A 24,362-nucleotide genomic window follows, 5' to 3' on the forward strand; every position below is an offset into this window, starting at 1 on the left:
AACTCAGGAGAATTGAACATGGCAGCTAAAGAAGTAGTATTCGGCGACGCAGCGCGCGCCAAGATGGTCGAAGGCGTTAACATCCTCGCCAACGCAGTCAAAGTCACCTTGGGCCCGAAAGGCCGCAACGTCGTGCTGGAGCGCTCGTTCGGCGCCCCTACCGTCACCAAGGATGGTGTGTCGGTAGCGAAAGAAGTTGAACTCAAAGACAAGCTCATGAACATGGGCGCGCAAATGGTCAAGGAAGTTGCTTCCCGCACCAGCGACAACGCCGGCGACGGCACCACCACCGCCACCGTGCTGGCACAAGCCATCGTGCGCGAAGGCATGAAGTTCGTTGCCGCCGGCATGAACCCGATGGACCTGAAGCGCGGTATCGACAAGGCAGTTGCTGCCACCGTCGAAGAACTGGCGAAAATCGCCCGTCCTTGCACCACGACCAAGGAAATCGCCCAGGTTGGCGCGATCTCGGCCAACTCCGACTACTCGATCGGCGAGCGCATCGCTGAAGCGATGGAAAAAGTCGGCAAGGAAGGCGTCATCACCGTCGAAGACGGCAAGTCGCTGAACGACGAGCTGGACATCGTTGAAGGCATGCAGTTCGACCGCGGCTACCTGTCGCCGTACTTCATCAACAACCCAGAGAAACAAGTTGCCGTCCTGGACAGCCCATTCGTCCTGCTGTGCGACAAGAAAATCTCGAACATCCGTGACCTGCTGCCGGTACTGGAACAAGTCGCGAAAGCTGGCCGTCCACTGCTGATCATCGCGGAAGACATCGAAGGCGAAGCGCTGGCGACCCTGGTTGTGAACAACATCCGCGGCATCCTGAAAACCTGCGCAGTGAAAGCACCAGGCTTCGGCGACCGCCGCAAAGCCATGCTGGAAGACATCGCTGTCCTGACCGGCGGCCAGGTGATCGCTGAAGAAGTCGGCCTGACCCTGGAAAAAGTGACCCTGGCCGAACTGGGCCAGGCAAAACGCATCGAAGTGGGCAAGGAAAACACCATCGTCATCGATGGCGCCGGCGAAGCTGCCTCGATCGAAGCGCGCGTGAAACAAGTGCGCGTACAGATCGAAGAAGCGAGCTCGGACTACGACCGTGAAAAACTGCAAGAGCGCGTCGCCAAACTGGCTGGCGGCGTTGCCGTGATCAAGGTTGGCGCAGCCACCGAAGTCGAAATGAAAGAGAAAAAAGCCCGCGTTGAAGATGCACTGCACGCTACCCGCGCTGCCGTGGAAGAAGGCATCGTGCCAGGCGGCGGCGTAGCCCTGCTGCGCGCACGCGCCAACATCACGGTCAAGGGCGACAATGCTGACCAGGACGCCGGTATCAAGATCGTCCTGCGCGCAATGGAAGAGCCGCTGCGCATGATCGTGCAAAACGCTGGCGAAGAAGCTTCGGTCGTCGTGGCAGCCGTCCTGGCTGGCGCGGGCAACTACGGCTACAACGCTGCCAACGGCACGTATGGCGACATGGTGGAAATGGGCGTTCTGGACCCAGCCAAAGTGACCCGTTCGGCGCTGCAAAACGCCGCTTCGATCGCTTCGCTGATGCTGACGACCGACTGCATGGTCTGCGAAATCGCTGACGACAAGGCAGCCGGCGGCATGGGCGGCGGCATGGGTGGTATGGGCGGCATGGGCGGCATGGACGGCATGATGTAATGTCCGCGGCCGCGCGCGCAGGCAACGGCGCGCGCGGCCGCACAGCCGGGACAGGACAGGCAGACCAAAAGCTGCCAGCGCCTGCCCGGCAGCCCCGAGAGCCATCTTCTACGGAAGGTGGCTTTTTTTCGCCTATTGATTTGACAATCCCGCTTGACAACCCCGTTTGGCAAAGCCGTTGGCAAGCCCGGCGATTGCCCGCCCGCGCGTTTTGCTTTAGCATGGCCGCCATCGTCCTTCTTTCTTACGCCACCACCATGCCGCCACGCGCCTCTTCCTCCAAAACCGCCGTCATCGCCGGCACCCTGGCCGGCTTGCTGGCCGCCGCCCTGGCCGCTTTTTACCTGCTGCAGCCGCCCGCACAGCAAGGCAGCAACGCTACGGCCTCGAGCAGCCGGACGGTCGCCGAAGAGCAGAGCGCGCGCGCCGTCGATGCGCTGATGGCATTGCCGGAAATCAAGGCATGGTCGGCGCATATCGAAAAGGCTTCCGGCGGCCGCGCCCACGGCGCCGTGATGGAAACGTCGCCCGATGTGCGTCTCATCGATGGCAAGCCCTACCATGACCTGAGCTTTGTGGAAAACACGCCGGATGCGGCGCACCGCTGGGAGAGTTTCGTCGTATCCCAGGATGGCAAGCGCATCCTCGTCGACGACGTCGTCAGCGGTGAGCTGATCAGCCTGGAACAATGGCGCAAGGACAATGCGCCCATGCAGCGCATCGCCACCCAGTAACTCCCTACGCCGGCGCCCCCTGCGGCGCCGCGCCGCGCACGCGCGCCACCCACCATACCGTCCACAGCGACAAGCCCGCCGCCAGCCAGCCATTGATGCCATAGCCGCTGATGTGGCCGGCCGCGTCCGTCTGCAGGGTCAGGCCGCCCAGCCAGGCGCCCAGGCCGCTGCCCAGGCTTTGCAGGGCCGAATTGGCGCTGAGAAACGCGCCCCGCTTGTGCGGCTCGGGAATGGTCGTCAGCAGCGCCTGCAGTGGCACCATGCGGCCAGAGACGAGGGCCATGAAGAAGGGAAACGCCAGCATCAGCGCCAGCAGCGGCAGCTGGGGCAAGTGCGTCATGAACAGCAGCGGCGCGATCGACAGCAAGGACACCCAGCGGTACACCTGCTGCTTGCCGGCCCGGTCCGCCCAGCGCCCGATCAGGCGCGCCGTGAAGATCGTGGCGCAGCCGCCCGCCAGATAGACCCAGGTGACGTCGGCCGGCGCCAGCCCCATATTGCCCACCAGCACGGGCGAAATGAAGGGAATGACCAGCATGCCCGCCGTCATGTTGACAATGGACAAGGAAAACGCTTGCAGGTGGCGCCGCTCGCGGAACAGCGCCAGCAGGTTCGGCAGCACCTGGCGCAGCGGCGTGGGGGCGGCGCCCATGTGCGCCGTCAGCGACGGCAGCACGCGCGCCGCGCCGAGCCAGACCAGCAGCGACAGCGCGACCAGCAGGAAAAACGGCGAAGCCCAGCCAAAGTGCGCGGCCAGCACCACGCCGATGGGCACGCCGCCCACGGCTGCCATGGCAAACGAGGTCATGACGACGCCCGTGGCCGCGCCGCGCCGCTCGGCGGGAATCACGTCGCCGACGATGGCCATGACGATGGCGCCCAGCACGCCGCCCGTCAGCCCCGCAAACGCGCGCGACCACAGCAGCACCTGGAAGTTCGGCGCCAGCGCGCAAGCGAGGTTCGACACGGTGAACAGGCAAAACATCGTCAACAGCAGCGTCTTGCGGTCGAAGCGGTCGATATACGTGGCCGCCAGCAGGCCGGACAGGCCCGCGCACCAGGCATAGGCCGAGACGGCGCCCGAAACGGCGGCCGGGCCGATATGGAAGGCCTGCATCAGCTGCGGCGCCAGCGGCATCATCACCATGAAATCCATGATGACGGTAAATTGCGTCAACGCAAGCAGCCACAGCATCGCGCGCTCGCGCGCCGGCGTCAGCAGGGGCGCGGGCGCGGCCTTCACGCCAACGCCTCGACAGCGCTGCGGGCCTGGCGCAGGATGGCGCGGATGGCATCGAGGCGGCCAGCGTCCGGCTCGCCCGCGCGTCCGCGCGCCAGCACGGCCGCCTTCAGTTCGTGCATCAGCTGGCGCAAATCGTCTTCCGCGCCGGCCGGGGCGTCGATCCTGGCGGCAACGGCGTCGACATAGGCGCGGTTCGCCGCCAGGAAAGCCTGTCCTTCGGGCGTGATGCTGTGCAGCTTCTTGTTGCCGTCGAGGCAGACGGCCACGTAACCGTGGCCCACGAGGCCGTGCATGAGCGGATAGATGGCGCCGGGGCTGGGCGCATAGGCGCCCCCGGCGCGCCGGGCGATGGCCTTGATGATGTCGTAGCCGTGGCGCGGCTTGTCGGCGATCAATTGCAGCACCAGGTAGCGCAAGGTGCCCGCGTCAAACATTTTCGGCCCGCGCGCGGCGGAAACAGGATGGGCAGCGCCGGCAGCGCCGGCAGCGGCGCCGGGCGCATCGCCATGGCCGCGGATTGCCGCGCGCAGCGGATGCGCGCCGTAAAGAACAAGGGACATGGCACTCCTTAAGATATATCGCAGCGAGATATATCTTATGTTTCACACCGCTGCGGCGCAAGGTTTACTTTCCGGCATCAAAGCCCGATACTCGGCCACATGCCCGCCCCGACCGTCCGCCCGCTCACGCCCGACGACGCGCCCGCCTACCGCGCGCTGCGCCTGGCCGGCATCGCCGAACTGCCGGGCGCCTTCTGCACCACGCAGGCGGCGGAAAGCGCCGTGCCGCTGGCGCAGATGGCCGCGCGCCTGCGCGCCACGCCGCACCAAATAATGTTTGGCACTTTCGAAGATGGACAATTGATCGCCATTGCCGGCCTGCGCCGCGAACCGATTGCCGTCGTGCAGGACAAGGCCAGCCTGTGGGGCGTCTACGTGGCGCCGCCGGCGCGCGGCCGGGGCGTGGCGCGGCAACTCGTGCAAGCGGCCATCGCCCATGCCTGCGGCGTGCCCGAGCTGGCGCGCGTGCGCCTGGCCGTGGCGCTGGACAACCATGCGGCCTTGAGCCTCTACCTGGGCTGCGGTTTTGCCCTGGCCGACGAGACGGCATCGGGCGACATGCTGCAAATGCAATGCATGCTGCCGCGGCCCGCCATCGCAACGACGAAAAATGATGTCTTTATGAAAATCAATACCTTACAAATCCCTGCGAAATAGCGGACAGGCCGTTTTTTCTGTTGCAAGCAAACGCGGCAGGCCTTAGCATCGCGGCTTACAAAAAAAACTTGGGGGAGAGCCAATGTCATCGGCCGAGACACAAACCGCCAACGGCAAAATGCCGCGGCAAATACCGTACATCATTGCCAACGAAGGCTGCGAACGCTTCAGCTTTTATGGCATGCGCAATATCCTGACGCCATTCCTCATCAGCACCCTGCTGCTGATGATCCCGATCGACCAGCGCACGGGCGAAGCCAAGCACGTGTTCCACACCTTCGTCATCGGCGTGTATTTCTTCCCGCTGCTGGGCGGCTGGCTGGCCGACCGCTTCTTCGGCAAGTACAACACCATCTTCTGGCTCAGCCTCGTGTATTGCGCCGGCCATGCCTGCCTGGCCCTGTTTGAAAACAGCGTCAACGGCTTCTATTTCGGCCTGTTCCTGATCGCCTTCGGTTCCGGCGGCATCAAGCCGCTCGTCGCCTCGTTTGTCGGCGACCAGTTCGACCAGACCAACAAGCACAAGGCCAAGCTGGTGTTCGACCTGTTCTACTGGATCATCAACTTCGGCTCCTTCTTCGCTTCGCTGCTGATGCCGATGTTCCTGCGCGACTTCGGTCCGTCGATCGCCTTCGGCATTCCCGGCCTGATGATGCTGGCCGCCACCATCGTCTTCTGGATGGGCGCCAAGAAGTACGTGCACGTGCCGCCGGCGCCGCCGAATCCCGATTCCTTCACCCGCGTCGCCCGCACGGCCCTGCTGGCCCGCGTCGACGGCGGTTCGCGCCCGGGCCTGTACGTGGCCTACGTCGGCGTGATCGGCGCCCTGTATGCGTTCTACAGCATTCCCGAGTGGGGCTTCGTGATTTCCGCGTGTACGGCGCTGGTCCTGCTGCTGGCCTTCGGCAGCATCGGCACGGCCATGCAGCTCGAGCGCGCGCGCGGCATCCACCCGGACGAAGCTGTCGAAGGCGTGCGCGCCGTGCTGCGCATCCTCGTCATCTTCGCCCTCGTCACGCCGTTCTTCTCGCTGTTCGACCAGAAGGCTTCGACGTGGATCGTGCAGGCGAACACCATGGAAAAACCGAGCTGGTTCCTGCCAGCGCAGATGCAGGCGCTGAACCCGATGCTGGTGATGCTCCTGATCCCGTTCAACAACCTGGTGCTGTACCCGATGCTCAACCGCTTCGGCCTGGAAGCGACGGCACTGCGCCGCATGACGGCCGGCATCGGCTTTTCCTCGCTGGCGTGGATCGTCATCGGCTTGCTGCAGCTGGCCCTCGACAGCGGCAACGCCGTCTCCATCATGTGGCAGATCCTGCCCTACGCCCTGCTGACGTTCGGCGAAGTGCTGGTCTCGGCCACTGGCCTGGAGTTTGCGTACAGCCAGGCGCCCGTGTCGATGAAGGGCGCCATCATGAGCTTCTGGAATCTGTCGACCACGGTGGGCAACCTGTGGGTGCTGATCGTCAACCGCAGCGTCATGAACGAAGGCGTAATCGGCAAGATCGCCGAAAGCGGCATCAGCGTGACGGCTTTCCAGATGTTCTTCTTCGCCGCCTTTGCCGCCGTCGCCATGCTGGCCTTCGGCCTGTATGCGAAGCGCTACAAGATGGTCGACAACTACCGCCAGGTGGCCGTCCCGGCAAAAGCATGATGACGGTTTGATGTAACGCAATGCAGAAGGGCGCCCTCGGGCGCCCTTTTTCGTTATGTCGTCACCGTCGGCGCGTCGCGCCCCGTGCGCGCGCGGATCTGCGCCACCTGCTCCGCCACGCCTGTCAATCCCGCCAGCGCTTGCCGGGTCGGGATGGCGTGCTGCGCGGGATCGGCTTCATAGCGCTCCAGGTACAGGCGCAGGGTGGCGCCCTCGGTGCCCGTGCCCGACAGGCGCAGCACGATGCGCGCGCCGTCCGTCATGATGATGCGGATGCCCTGCTGCGTCGCCACCGAGCCGTCAACGGGGTCCGTGTAGCTGAAATCGTCGGCCAGCGCCACCGTGTAGCCATCGAATACCTGGCCAGGCAGGGTGGCCAGCCGGCCGCGCACGGCGTCCATCAGCTGCGCCGCGCAAGCGCTGTCGATGTCTTCGTAATCGTGGCGCGAGTAGTAGTTGCGGCCATGGGCGGCCCAGTGCGCGCGCACGATGGCTTCCACCGATTGCTTTTTTTCCGCCAGCAGGTTGAGCCAGAACAAGACGGCCCACACGCCATCCTTTTCGCGCACATGGTTCGAGCCCGTGCCGTAGCTCTCTTCGCCGCACAGGGTGGCCAGGCCGGCGTCGAGCAGGGTGCCGAAGAACTTCCAGCCCGTCGGCGCCTCGTAGCACGGGATGCCCAGCGCGCTGGCGACCCGGTCGGCCGCCCCGGACGTCGGCATCGAGCGGGCGATGCCGGCCAGGCCGGCGCGGTAGCCGGGCGCCACGGCGGCGTTGGCGGCCAGGATGGCCAGGCTGTCCGAGGGCGTGACGTCGAAGCGCCGGCCGACGATCATGTTGCGGTCGCCGTCGCCGTCCGAGGCGGCGCCAAAATCGGGGGCATCATCAGCCGCCATGATGGCGATCAGTTCCCGCGCGTTGACGGGATTCGGGTCCGGGTGGCCGCCGCCGAAGTCTTCCAGGGGCACGCCGTTGATCACGCTGCCCTTGGTCGCGCCCAGCATGCCTTCCAGGATGGCCGCCGCATACGGGCCGGAGACGGCGTGCATGCCGTCAAAGCAGATGCGCAGGCCGCCCGCGAGCAGGGCGCGGATGGCGTCGAAGTCGAACAGCTGCTGCATCAGTTCAGCGTAGTCAAGAACCGGGTCGATCACTTCGACCGTCATCTGCTCGATGCGTATCGCGCCCAAGGTATCGAGGTCGATGTCGGCAGCGTCGCTGATGCGGTATTCGCGGATGGCTTGCGTACGGGCGTAGATGGCCTCGGTGACCTTTTCGGGCGCCGGGCCGCCATTGGCGATGTTGTACTTGATGCCGAAATCGCCATCGGGCCCGCCGGGATTGTGGCTGGCCGACAGGATGATGCCGCCGCCGGCGCCATGCTTGCGGATCACGCAGCTGACGGCGGGCGTCGACAGGATGCCGCCCTGTCCCAGCAGCACGCGCGCGTAGCCGTGCGCGGCCGCCATGCGCAGCACCGTCTGGATCGCCGCGCGGTTGTAGTAACGCCCGTCGCCGCCCAGCACCAGGGTCTGGCCGCGGCAGTCGCCCACGCTATCGAACACGCTCTGCACGAAGTTTTCCAGGTATTGCGGGGCGCTGAAGACCGCCACCTTCTTGCGCAGGCCCGAGGTGCCGGGCCGCTGGCCGGCAATCGGCGCCGTGTTGATGATTTGAATAGACATGTTGCCTCCCTGTTAACTTCCCATGTTAATGCATGCGGGCCGCCAGGCAAAGCGTTGTACGCCTGCCACGGTGCGGCAAGCCGCTTAGCGCAGCATCCCGGCATTCTGTATAATGAGAATCATTCTCATATGCGGCATTCCTGGCTGCGGACTCAGACATCGGACGCCGTGGTTGCACGCTATTACCAAGAACTGTTGAACTTTTGCTGGCGCAGCTTGCGCAACCGCGAGGCTGCCTTTGATCTGGTGCAGGAAAGCTATGTGCGCGTGCTGGGCGCGCAGGACGGTGCGCGTGAACCGGCCGTGCGCGAACCGCGCGCGCTGCTGTACCGCACGGCGCGCAATCTGCTGATCGACCAGCACCGCCGCGCCGCCCTGCGCCGGCACGACGCGCTCGACGTCCTGCCGGAAGCGGCGCATCCGGCCGCGCCCCTGCATTTGCAGCCGGAACAGGCGCTGGAAGGCAGCCAGGACTGGCAAGCGTGCGTGGCCGCCATCGACGCCCTGCCGCCCCGCTGCCGCGACGCCTTCGTGCTGCACGTGTTCGAGGAATTGCCGCACGCGCAGATCGCCGCGCGCATGGGCATATCCGTGAGCATGGTGGAAAAACACATCGCGCGGGGCATGCTCAGTTGCCAGGCGCAGTTGCATTCTTTGCGCAAAGCCACATAATGGCGCCCATGACCGCCCTCCCGCCCCGCCATGATTTCGGCCCCTCCGCCCAGGACGAGGCGGACTTGCGCGGGCATGCCGCTTTTGCCGCCACACAAGACCCGCTGGCACTGGCGGCGGCCACCTGGTTCAGCCGGCGCAATGACCTCGATGCGCAAGGCCAGGCCGGGTTTGCCGCCTGGCTGGCCGCCGACCCGCTGCACGCGCAAGCGTATGCGCAGTTGCAGGGCACCCACCGCGCAGTACGCCGGATTCCCGCGCATGTCGCCGCGCGCTGGACGGTGCCCACGGCCGCCCCTGCGCCAGTGTCCGCTCCCCGCCGGCACTGGCTGCGCGCGCTGCCGTATGCGGCCGCCGCCATGCTGCTGCTCGGCGTGGGCGCGGGCGGCTACCGGTGGTGGCAGCAGCAAGCCGTGTTCAGCCAGTCGTACGCCACGGCGCGCGGCCAGCGCCTGGCCGTCGCCCTGCCCGACGGCAGCAAGCTGCAGCTGGACACGGCCACGCAGCTGCACGTGACCCTGTACCGCCAGCGCCGCGAAGTGCGCCTGGCGCATGGCGAAGCGCTGTTCCTGGTGCAAGCAAAGCAAGGGCAGCCGTTCAACGTGTTCAGCGGCCCTGTGACGGTGACGGTGGTGGGCACGCAGTTTTCCGTGCGCAACACCCTTGCCCAGGACGGCCAGTTGCGCGTGGCCGTGCAGCATGGCCACGTGCGCGTGGCGGGGGCGCGGCAAGAGCAGGCCGAGCTGACGGCCGGCCAGGGCGTGACGGCCGATGCCGCCGGGAATTTGTCGGCCGTCGCCAGCCTGGCCCCCGGCAGCGTGGCGCCGTGGCGCGACGGCAGGATCACTTTCGACAACGTGCCGCTGGGCGCGGCGCTGGCCGAATTCGAGCGCTATGGCGACACGGGCCTGCTCGTGCGCGATCCCGCCGTGGCGCGGCTGCGCATCGGCGGCAGCTTCAGCCTGACCCAGCTCGACCGCTTCGCCGCCGCCCTGCCCCAGCTGCTGCCCGTGCAAATCGTCCGCGACGGCGCCGCCAGCGAGATCCGCATGGCGCCGAAATTGCAGCAGCAGGCGCCGTCAATACAACTGCCCAAAAAAATAAATACAAATAATTCTTATTCGCAGGTGAGGATTTAGACCGCTGCCGCGTCTACCAGGTGAACCGACAACAAATTAACCTGGAGAAATGCAACATGTGGTCCCCCCGCCTCAATCTGACACCCGCCCCCCTCGCCCTGGCCGCCATGCTGGCCCTGGGCAGCATCCCCCTGGCGCAGGCGCAAACGGCGCCCACCGTCAAACTGGCCATCGCCGCCCAGCCGCTGGGGCAAGCCCTGAATGAGCTGGCGCGGCAAGCCAATCTGCAACTGCTGTTTGCACCGGACCTCGTGGCCGGCAAGACGGCGCCCGCCGTCAGCGCCACCCTCAGCGTGCGCGACGGCCTGGAGCGCCTGCTGGCCGGCAGCGGGCTGCAAGCATCGATGGACGGCAATGCCGTCATCATCAAGGCCGCGCCCAAGGCCACGGGCGAAGCGGCTACCCTGTCGGAAATCACGGTGACGGCCAATGGCGAGCGCACGGCCGCCAGCGAAGGCACGGGCGCCTACACGACGCGCGCCGTGACCCTGGCGGGCGCGGAGCGCTCGCTGCGCGACACGCCGCAATCGGTGTCCGTGGTCACGCGCCAGCAGATGGACGACAAGAACCTGTTCACCTTGGACCAGGTGCTGGAACAAAGCACGGGCCTGACGCGCATGAACCGCAGCTTCGGCTCGCATGAATTCCTGTCGCGCGGCAATGCCTTGTCTTACCTGATCGACGGCATGCCCGGCATTTCCGACAATGCCACGGGCTGGCTGATCCCCGACATGGCCGTGTATGACCGCGTGGAAATCCTGCGCGGTTCGGCCGGCCTGATCGTCGGCGCCGGCACGCCGGGCGGTGTGGCCAACCTGGTGCGCAAGCGGCCCCGCGCCGAAGCCCATGCGGACGCGACGGCCACCGTGGGCAGCTGGCAGCAGCGCCGCGTGGAACTCGACGCGGGCGCGCCGCTGAACGGGGCCGGCACGGTGCGCGGGCGCGCGCTGGTCGCCTATGAAGACCGCGATTACTTTTATGATGCGGCGCACAGCCGCATGCCATTGTTCTACGGCATCGTCGAGGCGGACCTCGACGCCGCCACCACCGTGCGCGCCGGCGCGCGCCGCCAGCACACGGTGACGCACGGCTACTGGCTGTTCGGCCTGCCCCGCTACAGCGACGGCGCCACCTTGCCGGTACGCCGCTCGACGTCGCTGGCGCAGGACTGGAACCGCCACGACGCCACCATCGGCGAACTGTTCGCCGACCTCGAACACCGTTTTGGCGGCGACTGGAAGGCCAAGCTTGCCATCAACCGCACGTATGGGGCCTTCGACCAGCAGGCGGCCATCGTGCGCGGCAGCATCAATCCCGCCACGCAACAGGGGGCGCGCCTGTACACGGTCAATTACCGCAAGCAGGATATCGTCACCACGGGCCTGGACGCCAACGCGGCCGGCAGCTTCCAGGCCTGGGGCGGCAGGCATGAGGTGTTGCTGGGCATGAATGCCTCGCGCGCCCTCACCGACGATCACGCGGCCTCGACCTCGCCGGGCCTGCCCTTCGACGTCTTCCACCCGAACAATACGCTGCTCGCGCAGCCCGCGCATCCGGCCTGGGACTCGCTGCCGCACCTGAACGAGCAGCATTACGGCGCCTACGCCAGCACGCGCTGGGAACTGCGCCCGGACCTGCATCTGCTGCTGGGCGGGCGCCTGAGCTGGTTCGACAAGCAAACCACGGGCAAGCTGGCCACCGATCCCGTCAGCCGCTACAAGGAAAGCCGCGAATTCACGCCGTACGCGGGCCTGGTGCACGACCTGGGCAAGCAATGGTCCGTGTACGGCAGCTACGCCAGCATCTTCCAGCCGCAGAGCCTGTACTACACGCTGGGCGGACAACCGTTGAAACCCGTCGTGGGCGACACCTATGAAGCGGGCGTGAAGGGCGAGCTGTACGACGGCCGCCTGAACGTGGCGCTGGCCGCCTTTCGCATCAACAAGCGCGACACGGCCGTGTACGACGAGGCCAGCAATGACGATTGCCTGAAGTGGGACGTGACGGGCAGCTGCTACCGCAATGGCCGCCCCATCCGCAGCACGGGCATCGACGCGGACGCCAGCGGCGAAGTGCTGCCGGGCTGGCAGTTATCGTCCGGCTACACCTACAACATCGCGCGCGGCGAAGGCGACGAAACGCCGCCCACCGTCACGCCCAAGCACATGCTGCGCCTGTCGACCAGCTACCGCCTGCCCGGCGCGTGGAACCACTGGACGGTGGGCGGCGGCGTCTCGGCGCAAAGCGGCTATGTCTATCGGGCCGATGACAACCCCGACGTGCGTTTCCGCAACGGCGGACGCACGGTGTGGGATGTGCGCGCTTCGTACGTGTTCAACCGCAACTGGAGCGCCAATCTCAGCATCGCCAATGTGACGGACAAGGCCTATTGGGCCGCCACGGGCGAATTGCGTCGCGGCAATTACTTCGGCGAACCGCGCAACCTCATCCTGACCGTGCGCTATACGCCGACTTTGTAATCCAGGCAGGTTTCCGGCGCTACACTTTTCCACTCTCGATAAAGATATCCGATGCAACATTTCCGTTTTCAAGTTACCCCCCTCGCCCTGGCCGCCATGCTGGCCCTGGGCAACATCCCCCTGGCACAGGCGCAAACGGCGCCCACCGTCAAACTGGCCATCGCCGCCCAGCCGCTGGGGCAAGCCCTGAATGAACTGGCGCGGCAAGCCAATCTGCAATTGCTGTTTTCACCCGACCTCGTGGCCGGCAAGGCGGCGCCCGCCGTCAGCGGCACCCTCAGCGTGGCCGACAGCCTCGAGCGCCTGCTGGCCGGCAGCGGCCTGGCCGCCAGCATCGACGGCAACAGCGTCATCATCCGTCCGGCGCCCGCCGCCACGGGCAAGGTGGCGACCCTGGCGGAAATCACCGTCAGCGCGCGCCAGGAGGCCACGCCAGACAGCGAGCTGACGAAGTCGTATGCGGCGCAGGCGGTGAGCATCGGCAAGGGCCGGCAAAGCCTGCGCGAGATTCCCCAGTCCGTCTCCGTGCTGACGCGCCAGCAACTGAACGATCAGAATTTGCTGAGCCTGGAAGACGCCATGCGCGGGGTGACGGGCATCACCGTCGAAGCGAGCAGCACGGGCGGCAACCACGGCAACTTTTACTCGCGCGGCTATGCGCTCGATGCGGTGCAGGTCGATGGCGTGATGACGCCCGCCAGCACGGGCAACGACCTGTCGGCCGGCTTCGGCCTGGCCATCTATGACCGCGTGGAAGTGCTGCGCGGCCCGGCCGGCCTGTTCCAGGGCGCGGGAGATCCGGGCGGCACCATCAACCTGGTGCGCAAGCGGGCGCGCGACACCTTCGCCGCCAGCGGCGTGCTCAGCGCAGGTTCCTGGGACCGCTACTATGCGGAAGCGGACGTGACCGGCCCCCTGAGCGCGGACGGCAAGGTGCGCGGCCGCCTGGTGGCGGCCTACGAACACCGGCGCTCCTTCGTCGACCATGTGTATGCGGAAAAACCGCTGCTGTATGGCACCGTTGCCGTCGACGTGGCGCCGGGCACCGTGCTGACGGGTGGCGTCACCTGGCAGGAATACAAGGGCCGTCCCGCCTTTGGCCTGCCCGCCTATGAAGACGGGCGCCTGCTCGATGTGCCCCGCTCGACCTACCTCGACCCCGCCTGGAACCACATCACGGAAAAGGTCACGGAATACTTTGCCGAACTCGAGCATAAGCTGGACAACGGCGGCCAGGTCAAGGTGACGGCCCTGTACCGCGAGCAGGACGAGCCATCGCGCAACTTCGGCTGGTCCGACTGCTCGGCCGATCCCGTCACGGGCGACAGCTGCCTGATCAGCTGGAACTACCGCAGCCACTGGAAGACGCAGGGACTCGACGCCTGGCTGGCCACGCCGTTCCAGGCGTTTGGCCGCAGCCACGACCTGATCGTGGGCGCCGACTACCGCCAGGTACACAAGAATTTCCAGTATGGCGGCGGCAACAATGCGCCGATCAACATCTTCCATCCAGATAACAATATCGCCCAGCCCAGCTACACCTTTTCCAACGGCAACGATAACCGCACCAAACAGTTCGGCCTGTACGCGCGCACCCGCCTGCAAGCGACGGACCGGCTGGCCATCAACCTGGGCGGGCGCCTGACGCACTGGAACAACCACACCGTCAACCGCAACGCCTATTTCAACCAGTTCACCGATGTCAGCAACACCATCAAGGCGAAATTCACGCCGTATGCGGGCCTGGTCTACGAACTCGACAAGCAGGTGTCGGCCTACGGCAGCTACACGCGCATCTTCTCGCCCCAGAGCACCACGGACTCTGCCGGCCAGACCCTGAAACCGCGCACGGGCCAGCAATTCGAGCTGGGCCTGAAGGCGGAGCTGTTCGACAAGAATGTCAACGCGCATGCGGCCCTGTTCCGCATGGAAGACGAGCACCGCGTCATGCCCGATCCAGCCAACCCGCTGTTTTCCATCGGCGCGGGCAAGATGCGCAGCCAGGGCGTAGAAACTGAACTGAGCGGCAGCCCCCTGCCGGGCTGGAACATCACGAGCGGCTATTCCTACACCAGCACGCGCACCCTCGAAGGCAGCGATGACCAGAAGGCGCAACTGTATTCCTTCATCGCGCCACGCCACAACTTCAATCTGTGGACCAATTACCGGCTGGCCGGCGCGCTCGACAAGATCAGCGTGGGCGGCGGCTTGCGCAGCGTCAGCAGCATGTACCGCCTGAACGGCCCCGTGAAATTCGGGCAGGGGCCCGTCACCACGGTGGGCTTGCAGGCGGGCTACCGCCTCAGTCCCAAGCTGGAGCTGTCGCTGACGGTGAACAACCTGTTCGACAAGAAGTACTACACGCGCGTGTGGGCCGCCTATGGTTCCAACTTCTACGGCGAACCACGCAACGCCATGCTGACCCTGCGCGGCCAGCTGTAACGCTTGCACAACAGGACGGCCGCCGCCAGCAATGGGGCGGCCGTCCCCGTTTACAACATCGCACTCTTGCATGTCTCGCAACTCCGCACTATAATAATAATAGTTCTCATTCACATTTGGATTCCATTCGGAGTCCGCATCCCGCATGTCCCGCCTGCCATCGACCGGCCAGGACGGCATGGCTGATGCGCAGCTGGATGACACGCTGCGCCAGCCAGGCATCCCCGCCAAGCAAGCCTCCCCCTATCAATAACGAAAAAAGGTCGTTTCATGGCGCGAGCACGTTCGCTGGCCGGCGCTGCCGCCGCCACTTTCCAGTACTTTGCAACGCTGCGACAACCACGGTTCTCACCACAAACTAAGGCATACACCATGCACATCACTTCCATCGCGCGCCCCGGCGCCCTCGCCACCGCCCTGCTGGGCGCAGCCCTCGCTTCTGGCTCGGCCAGCGCGCACCAGATCTGGCTGCAGCAGGACGGCAACGCGGCCAGCGTGTACTTCGGCGAGTTCGGCGACAACCTGCGCGAAGCGTCGCCCGGCCTGCTGGACAAGTTCAGCATCACGAACGTGACGTGGGTGTCGGCCAAGGGCGCGCAGCCGCTGCAGGCAAGCAAGACGGCCGGCGCCTTCATCCTGAACGGCAAGGTGGGCGCCGGCGAAAGCATCATCGTCGAGGAAGACAACTACCCGTCGTGGGAAGAGAAAAAGGATGGCAAGAGCACGCGCACCGTGTGGATTCCCGCCGCGCGCCTGGTCGCCGACGGCAAGGCGCAAGCGCCCGTGCTGACCCTGGACCTGGTGCCGACCGGCAAACCCGGCCAGTTCCAGGTCAGCTACCAGGGCAAGCCGCTGGCGCAAGCGAAGGTCAATGCCGTGGTGCAATCGGGCTGGGGCAAGGAAGCGTGGAGCGATGCGCAAGGCCTGGTCAGCTTCGCGCTGCCGTGGAAAGGCACCTATGTGCTGGAAGTGCAGCATACGGACAGGACGGCCGGCCAGCGCGGCACGCAAGCCTATGACAAGGCCATGTTCGTGACCACCCTGAGCCTGCTGCAGCCGCAAGGCGTGACGCCGCTGCCGGCCGGCCCGGTCCTGCCACCGAGCAAGGATCACGACTGACCATGCAAGCGCCTGCCCTACCTGAAAAAATCGCGCGCCTGCGACTCTCCGCCGGGGCCGTGTACCGCCTCGGCGTGGCGTCGCGCAGCGTCGCGGCCATCGCTGGCGGCTACGTGCTGGCAGCGATGGTCACCATGCTGCTGTCGGTGAGCCTGCCCATGGCCCGTTCCGAAGCCGTCATGACGGCCACCCTGCTGTCGTTTGCCATCTACACCTGCGCCGTGATGTGGGTCTTCGCCACGCGCAGCGCCCTGCGCGCCTGGCTGGGCCTGTTGATTCCCGCCGCCGTCATCGCCGCCATCCTGCAATTGATGGACGCACTATCCTGGAGTCTCGCATGAAAGAAGGTTTCCGCCAGTCGATGGCATGGCTGCACACCTGGTCCGGCCTGCTCGTCTGCTGGATCCTGCTGCTGGTGTTTTGCGCCGGCACGGCCAGCTACTACCGCAATGAAATCACGCTATGGATGCAGCCCGAACTGCACGGCGCCGCAGCCAGCCAGGTGAGCACCGAGGAAGCGGCCAGGGTCGCGCAACACGCGATGCAAGAGCGCGCCACGGGCGCCACGCGCTGGTTCATCAGCCTGCCCGGCGAGCGCAATCCCGCCACCCAGCTGGGCTGGAGCAAGCCGTCGCAACCGGGCGAAAAGAAGCGCGGACGGCGCGGCAATTTTCATAGCGAAAAAGCCGACCCGGCCACGGGCGAAGTGCTGTCCAAGCCGCGCGAGACGCGCGGCGGCGAATTCCTCTACCGCCTGCATTTCGACCTGCACTACATGTCGGCCATCTGGGGCCGCTGGATCGTGGGTTTCTGCGCCATGTTCATGTTCGTCTCCATCATCAGCGGCATCGTCACGCACAAGCGCATTTTCAAGGACCTGTTTACCTTCCGTCCGAAAAAGGGCCAGCGCTCGTGGCTCGACGCGCACAACGTGACGGCCGTGCTGGCCCTGCCCTACCACATCATGATTACCTACACGGGCCTGGTCACATTGATGTTCCTGTACATGCCGTCCGGCGTCACGGCCGCCTACAAGGGCGACCAGGATGCCTTCTTCGCCGAAGCGTTTCCCGGCCGCTCGGGCGACAGCAAGCCGGCCGGCGTGGCCGCGCCGCTGACGCCGTTCGCGCCCCTGGTGCGCCAGGCGGAGCAGCAATGGGGCGGCAAGGTCGAACGCATCTCCGTGAATCACCCGGGCGACGCCAACGCCACCATCACGCTGACGCGCGCCGGCGGACGCGACATGTCGTCGAAGCAGCCATCGATGGAGTTCGATGGCGTGTCCGGCAAGCTGCTGGCTACCGACGGCGACGCGCTGCCCGGCGCCGCCGCCACGCAGGGCGTGATGGTCGGACTGCACGTCGCGCATTTCGGCGGACCGCTGCTGCGCGCCCTGTTCTTCCTGTCCGGCCTGGCCGGCTGCGCCATGGTCGCCACGGGCGCCCTGCTGTGGGCCGTCAAGACGCGCCAGAAGCAGGCCAAGGCGCTGGCCGCCGGCAAGCGCGCCAGCTTCGGCCTGCGCCTGGTCGAAGCGCTCAACATCGGCGCCATCGCCGGCATCCCGATCGCCTTCGGCGCCTACTTCTGGGCCAACCGCCTGCTGCCGGTGGCGATGGAGGAACGCCCGAAAGAGGAAATCGCCTGCTTCTTCGGCGCCTGGGCCCTGGCCGCCATCATCGCCCAGCTGCGCCCCTCGCGCGCCATGTGGCGCATGCAGCTGGCCGCCGGCGCCTTCCTGCTGTGCGCCCTGCCCGTGCTGAACGTCTTGACCGGCGGTGCCCACCTGGGCGCGACCCTGTTCCTGGGCCGCGGCCCCGTGGCGGTGGCCGCCTTCGACCTGGTGGTGCTGGTGCTGGGCCTGGGCCTCGCGTATGCGGCGTTCAAGCTCAAGCCCCTGCCCGTAAAAGCGGCCAAGGCTGCCCCCGTCAAGCCGGCAACAACCATGGAGGCCGCGTGATGGAGCAGCTGTCGACCTTCCTCGCGAATTTTCTGGTCTTCGCCCTGTGCTATGCGGGCCTGTCCTCGCTGTGCCTGGCCATGGACCGGCACTACGCCGACCTGCACGGCCGCGGCGCCGAGCCGCCCGCGCCGCTGCGCCGCCGCCTGCGCTGGACGGGCTGGCTGGCGCTGGCCCTGGGCCTGGCCTGGGCCATGCACAGCGCCGGCTATGGCTACGGCCTGGTGGCGTGGGTCGGCAGCCTGACGGGCTGCGGCCTGCTGCTCATCTGGCTGCTGCCATATATGCCCCGCCAGGCCATGCGCCTGGCGCGCGGCGCCGGCGGGGCGGCCGTGCTGGCGGCCGTGGCCCTCGCCGTCCTGTGAACTAGGCCGGGGCGCCGCACCTGAGCAGCGCTTCGATGCCTTCCGGTCCCATGGCGCGGCCAAGAAAGTAGCCGAACGCCTCGTCGCAGCCCATCTCGGCCAGCAGTTCCAGCTGCTCGCCGTTTTCCACGCCGCCGGCGATGGTGCGCAGCCCCAGCGTGTGCGCCATGGCCACGATGGCGCGCACCATGGCGCTGTCGCCGCCCGGCTTGCCCAGGTCGTCGATAAAGCATTTTTCGATCTTCACGGCGTCGGCGGGAAAGCGCTTCAGGTAATTGAGCGACGCGTCGCCCGTGCCGAAATCGCTGATGGCAATTGCCATGCCCAGCTGGCGGAACTGGCGCAGTATCAGCTCGCAATTCTGGTTGCGGTCGATCAGGATGGCCGCCGCGATTTCCAGTTCGATGCAGTGCCCCGGCACCCCGGCCGCCTCCAGCGCGGCGGCAAAATTGTGCGCGATGTCGCGCTGGTAGAACTGGCGCGCCGACAGGCTGACGGACACCGTCAGCGGCTGGCCCTGCGCAATCCAGCTGCGCGCCTGCTCGACGGCCGTGGCCAGCACCCACGCCCCCACCGGCAGGATCAGGGCGCTCTCCTCCAGCACGTGCAGGAAGTCGAGCGGCATCATCAGGCCCAGTTCCGGATGCTTCCAGCGCAGCAGCGCCTTCACGCCCGTGATGCTGCGCGTCTTCAGGTCCATCCTGGGCTGGTAATACAGCACGAACTCGTTGCGTTCGAGCGCATGCCGCAGGGCCGTCTCGAGGATGGTGCGCGAATACGACTGCGCCTGCATGCGCGAGGCATAGCGCAAGCAGGTGCCGGGCGCGTGGCGCTTGGCCGCATACATGGCCAGGTCGGCCTTCTCGATCAGCGCATTGACGTCGTCGTCGTCATCGGGGTACAGGGCCACGCCCACGCTGGCCGCCACCGCCAGGCTGTACTCGCCGATGACGAAGGGCGCGGCGATGGCGCAGACGATTTTCTCGGCCACCCGCTCGGCATCCTGCGCCACGCGCAGCTCCGTCAGCAGGATGATGAATTCATCGCCGCCCTGGCGCGCCACCGTATCGACCTTGCGCACGCATTGCTGCACGCGGCGCGCGAATTCCGTCAGCACCTGGTCGCCCACGTCGTGTCCCAGGCTGTCGTTGATGGACTTGAAGCGGTCGATGTCGACGAACAGCACGGCCAGCAAGCCCTGGTGGCGGCGCGCATACGCGATGCCATGCTCGAAGCGGATCTGAAAATGCAGGCGGTTCGGCAGCCCCGTCAGGCCGTCGTGGTGGGCGATGAATTCCAGCTGCTGCTCCGCGCGCCGGCGCGCCGACACATCATGCAGCAGCAAGACGGCGCCGCCCTGCGCCAGCGGCGCGCAGCTGTACTGCACGTCGATGCGCTTGCCGTCGAGAGGGCGCAGCAGCACGGCGCCGCGCGCCACTTCCAGCACTTCCTGGCGCGCCACGCAGTCGCGCACCTGGCGCGCCGCGTCGACGGGCGCGCCGTCGTGGAACAGGGGCAGCAGCCCGGTCACGGGCTGGCCCGGCCCGTCGCCCGGCAGCAGCCCTCCCAGCACGCCGGCGCGCGGATTCAGATACCGCACCACGCCATCCTGGTCGGTGCCGATGACGGCGGCCGGCAGCGCGTGCAGCAGCGCCAGCGCATCGGCCATGCGCTGCGCCTGCGCCGCCTGCAGCACCGCGCCGGCCGCATGGCGCATGCGCCATGCACGGGCCGTCTGCCACTGGCAAGCCAGCAGCACGCTCAGCATCACGGCCAGGGTCAGGCACAGCGCCAGCAGCAGCGCCGTCATACGTCACCCGGCAGGCAGGAGATGGAAGACATGCTTTTCCTTTGCAACGCGCGCCATGCGGCCGGGCGCAGATCCATGCGGAAAGGAAATAGTATAAGAATTTCGGCAAGAATTTTGCCTGATGAAGCGCCGCTTGACTGGCATCAAGCGGCGCTGGGCACGCCCGCCTCAGGCCAGCGACAGCCTGCGGGCCTGCGCGGCGCCAGCCGGCGCGGCCACGCCGGGCGTCCCGTGCAGCTGGAAGATGCTGACGGCGTCGGCCAGGCTGGCCGCCTGCTGCTGCAGCGCATCCGCGGCGGCGGCGGCCTGCTCCACCAGGGCCGCGTTCTGCTGCGTCACGCCATCCATCTGGCTGATGGCGATGCTGATCTGCTCAATGCCGTCGCGCTGCTCCACGCTGGCCACGGCGATCTCGCCGATGATGGCGTTCACGCGCTGCACGCTGCCCACCACCTCATCCATCGTGCGCCCCGCCTGGCCGGCCAGCACGCTGCCCTCTTCCACCGTGCGCACGGATTCGCCGATCAGCTGCTTGATTTCCATGGCCGCTGCTGCCGAGCGGTGCGCGAGGCTGCGCACCTCGGTGGCGACGACGGCGAAACCGCGCCCCTGCTCGCCGGCGCGCGCCGCTTCCACGGCCGCATTCAGGGCCAGGATATTCGTCTGGAAGGCGATGCCGTCGATGACGGCGATGATGTCGACGATGCGCCTGGACGAAGCGTTGATATGGCTCATGGTCTGCACTACCTGCGCCACGGCCTCGCCGCCGCGCTGCGCCACGTCGGAAGCGCCGCCGGCCAGCTGGCGCGCCTGGTCGGCGTTGTCGTTGTTCTGCCGCACGGTGGACGTCAGCTCGATCATCGAGGCGGCCGTCTGTTCCAGCGAACTGGCCTGCTCCTCCGTGCGCGAAGACAGGTCCATATTGCCGCTGGCGATCTCGCCCGACGCCGTGGCGATGGCGTCCGTGCCGGCGCGCACCCGGCCCACGATGGCCGCCAGGTTGCCGCTCATCGCTTTCAGGGCCCGCAGCAGGTCGCCGATTTCATCGCGGCTGCCGTCGGCCACCACGGCGCGCAGGTCGCCGGCCGCCACCTGCTGGGCGATGCCGACGGCCGCGCCCAGCGGCACGGTGATGCTGCGGATCAGCCACCAGACCGTGACGCTGCCGACGACGAGCGTCACCAGCACAGTGGCCAGCATGACGATGCTGGCGCTGCGGTGCGCGGCGTCATCCTGCTCCTTCATCTGCGCCATCAGGCTGTGCGACTGCTTGCCGATGGCAGCGACGATGGCGTCGATCTGGCGCGTCGGTTCGCGGTCCATGCCCTTGACCAGCGCGTCGACCGTGTGGGCGCTGTCGGCGCGCGCGCCGTCATACTGTTGCAGCGCCGCCAGGTAGCTCACGCCAAGCGCATCGTGCGCCTGCAACGCACGCTCGACGGGCGCCGTGTCGAGTTTCAAGGCTTCCATCATGGCCTGCAAGCCTTTCAATTCCTTGCGCGTCTGCGCGCCGCTGGCGACAAACGCTTCGCGGTAGCGCTGGAAGGCGGCCGCGTCGCCGCCGCGCAGCAGGATGTTTTTCCATTCCTGCACCTGGATCTTGAATTCCACCTGCGCGCTGCGCGCCGCATCGACGGCTTCCGTCAAGGCCACGGCGCGCTGCATGGCGTCGGCGCTGCGCGCGCTGGCCGCGTCGAGCGCGCTCCAGCCGCGCGCGCCGACGAACACCAGCGCAAGAAAGAAGAAGGCGCCCAACAGACCCAGGCGGACGGAGATTTTCAGATTCGCGAGTTGCATATGTTTCTCCCGGCGGCAAGAACAGGATGGCAACAAAGGCGCCGCCGAATCTATCCAATTCTCACCAAATGAAGAAATCATGCAGCGCGCCCCATGAAAAACCAAGCGGCGCTTTCGTTAGAGAAACACTTTCAGCATAGAAACAACAAATTACACGGGAAGGTTGACTGTCTGGCCATATTGGCGCCCTCGCAGCATGGTCGGGCCGGCAATCTTGCCGTCAGCGCGCCGTCGCGGCCGCTCCCGCGAATTCCTCGCGCAGCAGCGGGTATAAACGCCGGTAGCGGGCCAGGCGCTCGTCCAGCGCGCCGGACGGCTGCGGCGCGACCGTTGCCTGCACGGGCGGGCGCGCGCACACCTGGGCGGGCGACAAGCCCGTCACCGCCATCTGCGCCAGGCGCGCCGCGCCCAGGGTGCCGCCGGCCACGCCGTGGTCGTGGCGCAGCACCTGCAAGCCCGAGGCGTTCGCGCACAGCTGCGCCCAGAAGCGGCTGCGCGAGCCGCCGCCCACGAACGAGGCCTCCGTCAACCGCGTGCCGGCGCTGCGCAGGGCCGCATTGCCGTCGGCCATGGCAAAGGCCACGCCTTCCATCACGCTGTAGGCCAGCTCCGCGCGCCCGTGTTCCGTCGACAGGCCGAAAAACACGCCGCGCGCTGCCGCATCGTTGTGCGGCGTGCGCTCGCCGCTCAAATACGGCAGGAAGATGGGCGCCTTGCGCGCCTCGACGCTTTCCGCCAGTGTCACCAATTCTCCGATGTCGTTCGACTGCGTCAGCCGCGCCACCCAGGCGAGGCTGGACGCGGCGCTGAGGATCACGCTCATCTGGTGCCAGCGTCCGGGAAGGCAATGGCAGAACGCGTGCACGCCCTGGCCCGGATTCGGCGCGAAGCCGTCGCTGCCGGCAAACAGCACGCCGGACGTCCCCAGTGACAGCAGGCCCGCGCCCGCTTCGACCACGCCCAGGCCCACGGCGGCGGCCGCGTTGTCGCCCGCGCCGCCGGCCAGCAGCACCGCATGCGCGATGCCCCACTCCCGGCACAGGGCCGGGCGCACCTGCGCGGCGACGGCGCTGCCCTCGACCAGGCGCGGCATGTGCTCGCGCGACAAACCGGTCGCGGCCAGCATGCGCTCGGACCAGTCGCGCCTGGCCACGTCCAGCCACAGGGTGCCGGAAGCGTCGGACATGTCGGAGACATCTTCCCCCGACAGGCGCAGGGCCACGTAATCCTTGGGCAGCAGGACTTTACTGATGGCGCGGAACAGCGCCGGTTCGTGCTTTTGCAGCCACAGCAGCTTGGGCGCCGTGAAGCCCGGCATGGCCTGGTTGCCCGTGATGGCGCGCGACTCGGGCACCAGTGCCTCGAGTTCCGCGCATTCGGCAAAGGCGCGCGTGTCGTTCCACAGCATCGCCGGGCGCAGCACGCGCTGCCGCTCGTCGAGCAGGGTGGCGCCATGCATCTGCCCCGACAGGGCGATGCCGCGCAAGCCGGAAAACGCCAGCGGCTGGGCGCTGCGGATGGCGGCGATCACGTCCAGCGTGGCCTGCCACCAGTGCTCGGGATGCTGTTCCGACCAGCCGGGATGGGGAGTCGATACGGGCAGGGCCACGCCGCTGCTGGCGAGGATGGTTTGCGCGTCATCGGTAAGGATGGCCTTGACTTCGGAAGTGCCGATATCGATGCCGAGATAGCTCACGATGGTTCCATGAAAAGTGTATGGGCCGCCGCGTGCGGCGGCGATGTCACGCTATGGTAATGGCCCGGCGCCGCCGGCAGCGGGCTTTTCCGCATACTTTTCCCCGCTTTGCCGGTACGCGCCGGCCAAGCTAGCCATGCTGGCGGAAGTCGCGGCGGTAGACATTCGTGTCCTTGCCATCCGGCGGCAGCCGCGCAAAACGCTCGAAGCGCAAGCCCAGCTTGTTGAGCAGATTGATCGACGCCTGGTTCTGCTGCGAAGTGATGCCGTACACGGTGGGCAGGCGCAACACGTGCTGCGCATGGCGCATGACGGCAGCGGCCGCCTCCCAGGCATAGCCCTGGCCCCAATACGCGGGCAGCAACGCGTAGCCGATGTCGGGACCGGGCAGGCTGGCGCGCAGTATCAGGCCGCAGATGCCCATGGCGACGCCGTCGCTGCGCCGTTCGACGATGCAGAAGGCATAGCCATGCTGGCGAAACTGCGCCATCGCTCCCGACTCCAGCGCCGCGCGGGCCGCCTCCACAGTGTGCAGGTTGCGCTGGCCGATATGCGCGATCCATGACGGTTCGTTGACCAGCGCCAGATAGAACGCCGCATCGTCGGGCGTGACGGTGCGCAGGCGCAGGCGCGGCGTATCGATGACGGTGATCGGCTCGATTGTCAGTCCGGTCATGGCGC

The 24,362-nt window shown here is 66.8% G+C and carries 19 protein-coding genes; 12 read left to right on the plus strand and 7 right to left on the minus strand.

Translation table 11 applies throughout. The annotated features are described in order from the left end of the window. Positions 1–18: 18 nt before the first annotated feature. Both groL and CBW50_RS18515 read left to right on the plus strand, forming a co-directional pair. Positions 19–1,668: a chaperonin GroEL gene (gene groL / locus CBW50_RS18510; protein WP_086146914.1), complete on the plus strand. Its 1,650-nt coding sequence runs from the start codon at positions 19–21 to the stop codon at positions 1,666–1,668. Between the two features lie 221 nt (positions 1,669–1,889). Beyond that, complete coding sequence (locus CBW50_RS18515; protein WP_226935388.1) at positions 1,890–2,402, plus strand: hypothetical protein; 513 nt, start codon at positions 1,890–1,892, stop codon at positions 2,400–2,402. 4 nt (positions 2,403–2,406) lie between these two features. On the opposite strand, the gene CBW50_RS18520 is transcribed toward CBW50_RS18515, so the two are convergent. Both CBW50_RS18520 and CBW50_RS18525 read right to left on the minus strand, forming a co-directional pair. Then, positions 2,407–3,597, minus strand: coding sequence for an MFS transporter (locus tag CBW50_RS18520; protein WP_226935486.1), 1,191 nt, complete (start codon positions 3,595–3,597; stop codon positions 2,407–2,409). A 44-nt stretch (positions 3,598–3,641) separates the two neighbouring features. After that, the gene (locus CBW50_RS18525) at positions 3,642–4,205 is read right to left on the minus strand and encodes a PadR family transcriptional regulator (RefSeq protein ID WP_226935390.1); all 564 of its coding nucleotides are present in this window, start codon (positions 4,203–4,205) and stop codon (positions 3,642–3,644) included. A gap of 99 nt (positions 4,206–4,304) precedes the next feature. On the opposite strand from CBW50_RS18525, the gene CBW50_RS18530 reads away from it, so the two are divergent. Both CBW50_RS18530 and CBW50_RS18535 read left to right on the plus strand, forming a co-directional pair. After that, on the plus strand, positions 4,305–4,862 hold the full coding sequence (locus CBW50_RS18530) for a GNAT family N-acetyltransferase (protein ID WP_086146916.1): 558 nt from the start codon (positions 4,305–4,307) through the stop codon (positions 4,860–4,862). A 118-nt stretch (positions 4,863–4,980) separates the two neighbouring features. Further along, positions 4,981–6,519, plus strand: a complete 1,539-nt coding sequence (locus CBW50_RS18535) for an oligopeptide:H+ symporter (protein WP_172404807.1) — start codon at positions 4,981–4,983, stop codon at positions 6,517–6,519. A gap of 53 nt (positions 6,520–6,572) precedes the next feature. On the opposite strand, the gene CBW50_RS18540 is transcribed toward CBW50_RS18535, so the two are convergent. Next, entirely contained in the window at positions 6,573–8,204 is a 1,632-nt protein-coding gene (locus tag CBW50_RS18540; protein WP_086146918.1) for an alpha-D-glucose phosphate-specific phosphoglucomutase, read from the minus strand. Between the two features lie 129 nt (positions 8,205–8,333). On the opposite strand from CBW50_RS18540, the gene CBW50_RS18545 reads away from it, so the two are divergent. The 8 genes from CBW50_RS18545 (at position 8,334) to CBW50_RS18580 (ending at position 18,378) form a co-directional block, all read left to right on the plus strand. Beyond that, a complete protein-coding gene (locus tag CBW50_RS18545; RefSeq protein ID WP_086146919.1) occupies positions 8,334–8,876 on the plus strand; it encodes a sigma-70 family RNA polymerase sigma factor in 543 nt (180 codons plus the stop codon). Between the two features lie 8 nt (positions 8,877–8,884). Then, complete coding sequence (locus CBW50_RS18550; protein WP_216356373.1) at positions 8,885–10,015, plus strand: FecR domain-containing protein; 1,131 nt, start codon at positions 8,885–8,887, stop codon at positions 10,013–10,015. A gap of 56 nt (positions 10,016–10,071) precedes the next feature. Then, positions 10,072–12,495: a TonB-dependent receptor gene (locus CBW50_RS18555; protein ID WP_086146921.1), complete on the plus strand. Its 2,424-nt coding sequence runs from the start codon at positions 10,072–10,074 to the stop codon at positions 12,493–12,495. A 51-nt stretch (positions 12,496–12,546) separates the two neighbouring features. Further along, positions 12,547–14,937: a TonB-dependent receptor gene (locus CBW50_RS18560; protein WP_086146922.1), complete on the plus strand. Its 2,391-nt coding sequence runs from the start codon at positions 12,547–12,549 to the stop codon at positions 14,935–14,937. A 372-nt stretch (positions 14,938–15,309) separates the two neighbouring features. Beyond that, the gene (locus CBW50_RS18565) at positions 15,310–16,056 is read left to right on the plus strand and encodes a DUF4198 domain-containing protein (RefSeq protein ID WP_086146923.1); all 747 of its coding nucleotides are present in this window, start codon (positions 15,310–15,312) and stop codon (positions 16,054–16,056) included. Positions 16,057–16,058: 2 nt separating this feature from the next. Then, positions 16,059–16,397, plus strand: coding sequence for a DUF3649 domain-containing protein (locus CBW50_RS18570; protein ID WP_086146924.1), 339 nt, complete (start codon positions 16,059–16,061; stop codon positions 16,395–16,397). Then, entirely contained in the window at positions 16,394–18,013 is a 1,620-nt protein-coding gene (locus CBW50_RS18575; RefSeq protein WP_086146925.1) for a PepSY domain-containing protein, read from the plus strand. The genes CBW50_RS18570 and CBW50_RS18575 overlap by 4 nt, the downstream gene beginning before the upstream one ends. Next, positions 18,013–18,378: a DUF3325 domain-containing protein gene (locus tag CBW50_RS18580; protein WP_086146926.1), complete on the plus strand. Its 366-nt coding sequence runs from the start codon at positions 18,013–18,015 to the stop codon at positions 18,376–18,378. The genes CBW50_RS18575 and CBW50_RS18580 overlap by 1 nt, the downstream gene beginning before the upstream one ends. Before the next feature lies 1 nt (position 18,379). On the opposite strand, the gene CBW50_RS18585 is transcribed toward CBW50_RS18580, so the two are convergent. The 4 genes from CBW50_RS18585 to CBW50_RS18600 all read right to left on the minus strand — a co-directional run bounded on the left by CBW50_RS18585 (position 18,380) and on the right by CBW50_RS18600 (position 24,357). Beyond that, positions 18,380–20,188, minus strand: coding sequence for an EAL domain-containing protein (locus CBW50_RS18585; protein ID WP_086146927.1), 1,809 nt, complete (start codon positions 20,186–20,188; stop codon positions 18,380–18,382). Positions 20,189–20,356: 168 nt separating this feature from the next. Continuing rightward, positions 20,357–21,985, minus strand: a complete 1,629-nt coding sequence (locus CBW50_RS18590; RefSeq protein ID WP_086146928.1) for a methyl-accepting chemotaxis protein — start codon at positions 21,983–21,985, stop codon at positions 20,357–20,359. 220 nt (positions 21,986–22,205) lie between these two features. After that, positions 22,206–23,681: a xylulokinase gene (gene xylB, locus CBW50_RS18595; RefSeq protein ID WP_086146929.1), complete on the minus strand. Its 1,476-nt coding sequence runs from the start codon at positions 23,679–23,681 to the stop codon at positions 22,206–22,208. Between the two features lie 130 nt (positions 23,682–23,811). Next, positions 23,812–24,357 carry a GNAT family N-acetyltransferase gene (locus CBW50_RS18600; protein ID WP_226935392.1) on the minus strand — a complete coding sequence of 182 codons (546 nt, stop codon included), beginning with the start codon at positions 24,355–24,357 and terminating at the stop codon, positions 23,812–23,814. Positions 24,358–24,362: the final 5 nt, after the last annotated feature.

Source organism: Janthinobacterium sp. GW458P (assembly GCF_002127585.1).
Lineage (GTDB): Bacteria > Pseudomonadota > Gammaproteobacteria > Burkholderiales > Burkholderiaceae_D > Janthinobacterium.

Bases quoted from the DNA above. Each gene is read 5' to 3' on its own strand.
- groL (WP_086146914.1), top strand. From the start codon at position 19: ATGGCAGCTAAAGAAGTAGTATTCGGCGACGCAGCGCGCGCCAAGATG.
- CBW50_RS18515 (WP_226935388.1), top strand. From the start codon at position 1,890: ATGGCCGCCATCGTCCTTCTTTCTTACGCCACCACCATGCCGCCACGC.
- CBW50_RS18520 (WP_226935486.1), bottom strand. From the start codon at position 3,597: ATGCTGTGGCTGCTTGCGTTGACGCAATTTACCGTCATCATGGATTTC.
- CBW50_RS18525 (WP_226935390.1), bottom strand. From the start codon at position 4,205: ATGTCCCTTGTTCTTTACGGCGCGCATCCGCTGCGCGCGGCAATCCGC.
- CBW50_RS18530 (WP_086146916.1), top strand. From the start codon at position 4,305: ATGCCCGCCCCGACCGTCCGCCCGCTCACGCCCGACGACGCGCCCGCC.
- CBW50_RS18535 (WP_172404807.1), top strand. From the start codon at position 4,981: ATGCCGCGGCAAATACCGTACATCATTGCCAACGAAGGCTGCGAACGC.
- CBW50_RS18540 (WP_086146918.1), bottom strand. From the start codon at position 8,204: ATGTCTATTCAAATCATCAACACGGCGCCGATTGCCGGCCAGCGGCCC.
- CBW50_RS18545 (WP_086146919.1), top strand. From the start codon at position 8,334: ATGCGGCATTCCTGGCTGCGGACTCAGACATCGGACGCCGTGGTTGCA.
- CBW50_RS18550 (WP_216356373.1), top strand. From the start codon at position 8,885: ATGACCGCCCTCCCGCCCCGCCATGATTTCGGCCCCTCCGCCCAGGAC.
- CBW50_RS18555 (WP_086146921.1), top strand. From the start codon at position 10,072: ATGTGGTCCCCCCGCCTCAATCTGACACCCGCCCCCCTCGCCCTGGCC.
- CBW50_RS18560 (WP_086146922.1), top strand. From the start codon at position 12,547: ATGCAACATTTCCGTTTTCAAGTTACCCCCCTCGCCCTGGCCGCCATG.
- CBW50_RS18565 (WP_086146923.1), top strand. From the start codon at position 15,310: ATGCACATCACTTCCATCGCGCGCCCCGGCGCCCTCGCCACCGCCCTG.
- CBW50_RS18570 (WP_086146924.1), top strand. From the start codon at position 16,059: ATGCAAGCGCCTGCCCTACCTGAAAAAATCGCGCGCCTGCGACTCTCC.
- CBW50_RS18575 (WP_086146925.1), top strand. From the start codon at position 16,394: ATGAAAGAAGGTTTCCGCCAGTCGATGGCATGGCTGCACACCTGGTCC.
- CBW50_RS18580 (WP_086146926.1), top strand. From the start codon at position 18,013: ATGGAGCAGCTGTCGACCTTCCTCGCGAATTTTCTGGTCTTCGCCCTG.
- CBW50_RS18585 (WP_086146927.1), bottom strand. From the start codon at position 20,188: ATGACGGCGCTGCTGCTGGCGCTGTGCCTGACCCTGGCCGTGATGCTG.
- CBW50_RS18590 (WP_086146928.1), bottom strand. From the start codon at position 21,985: ATGCAACTCGCGAATCTGAAAATCTCCGTCCGCCTGGGTCTGTTGGGC.
- CBW50_RS18600 (WP_226935392.1), bottom strand. From the start codon at position 24,357: ATGACCGGACTGACAATCGAGCCGATCACCGTCATCGATACGCCGCGC.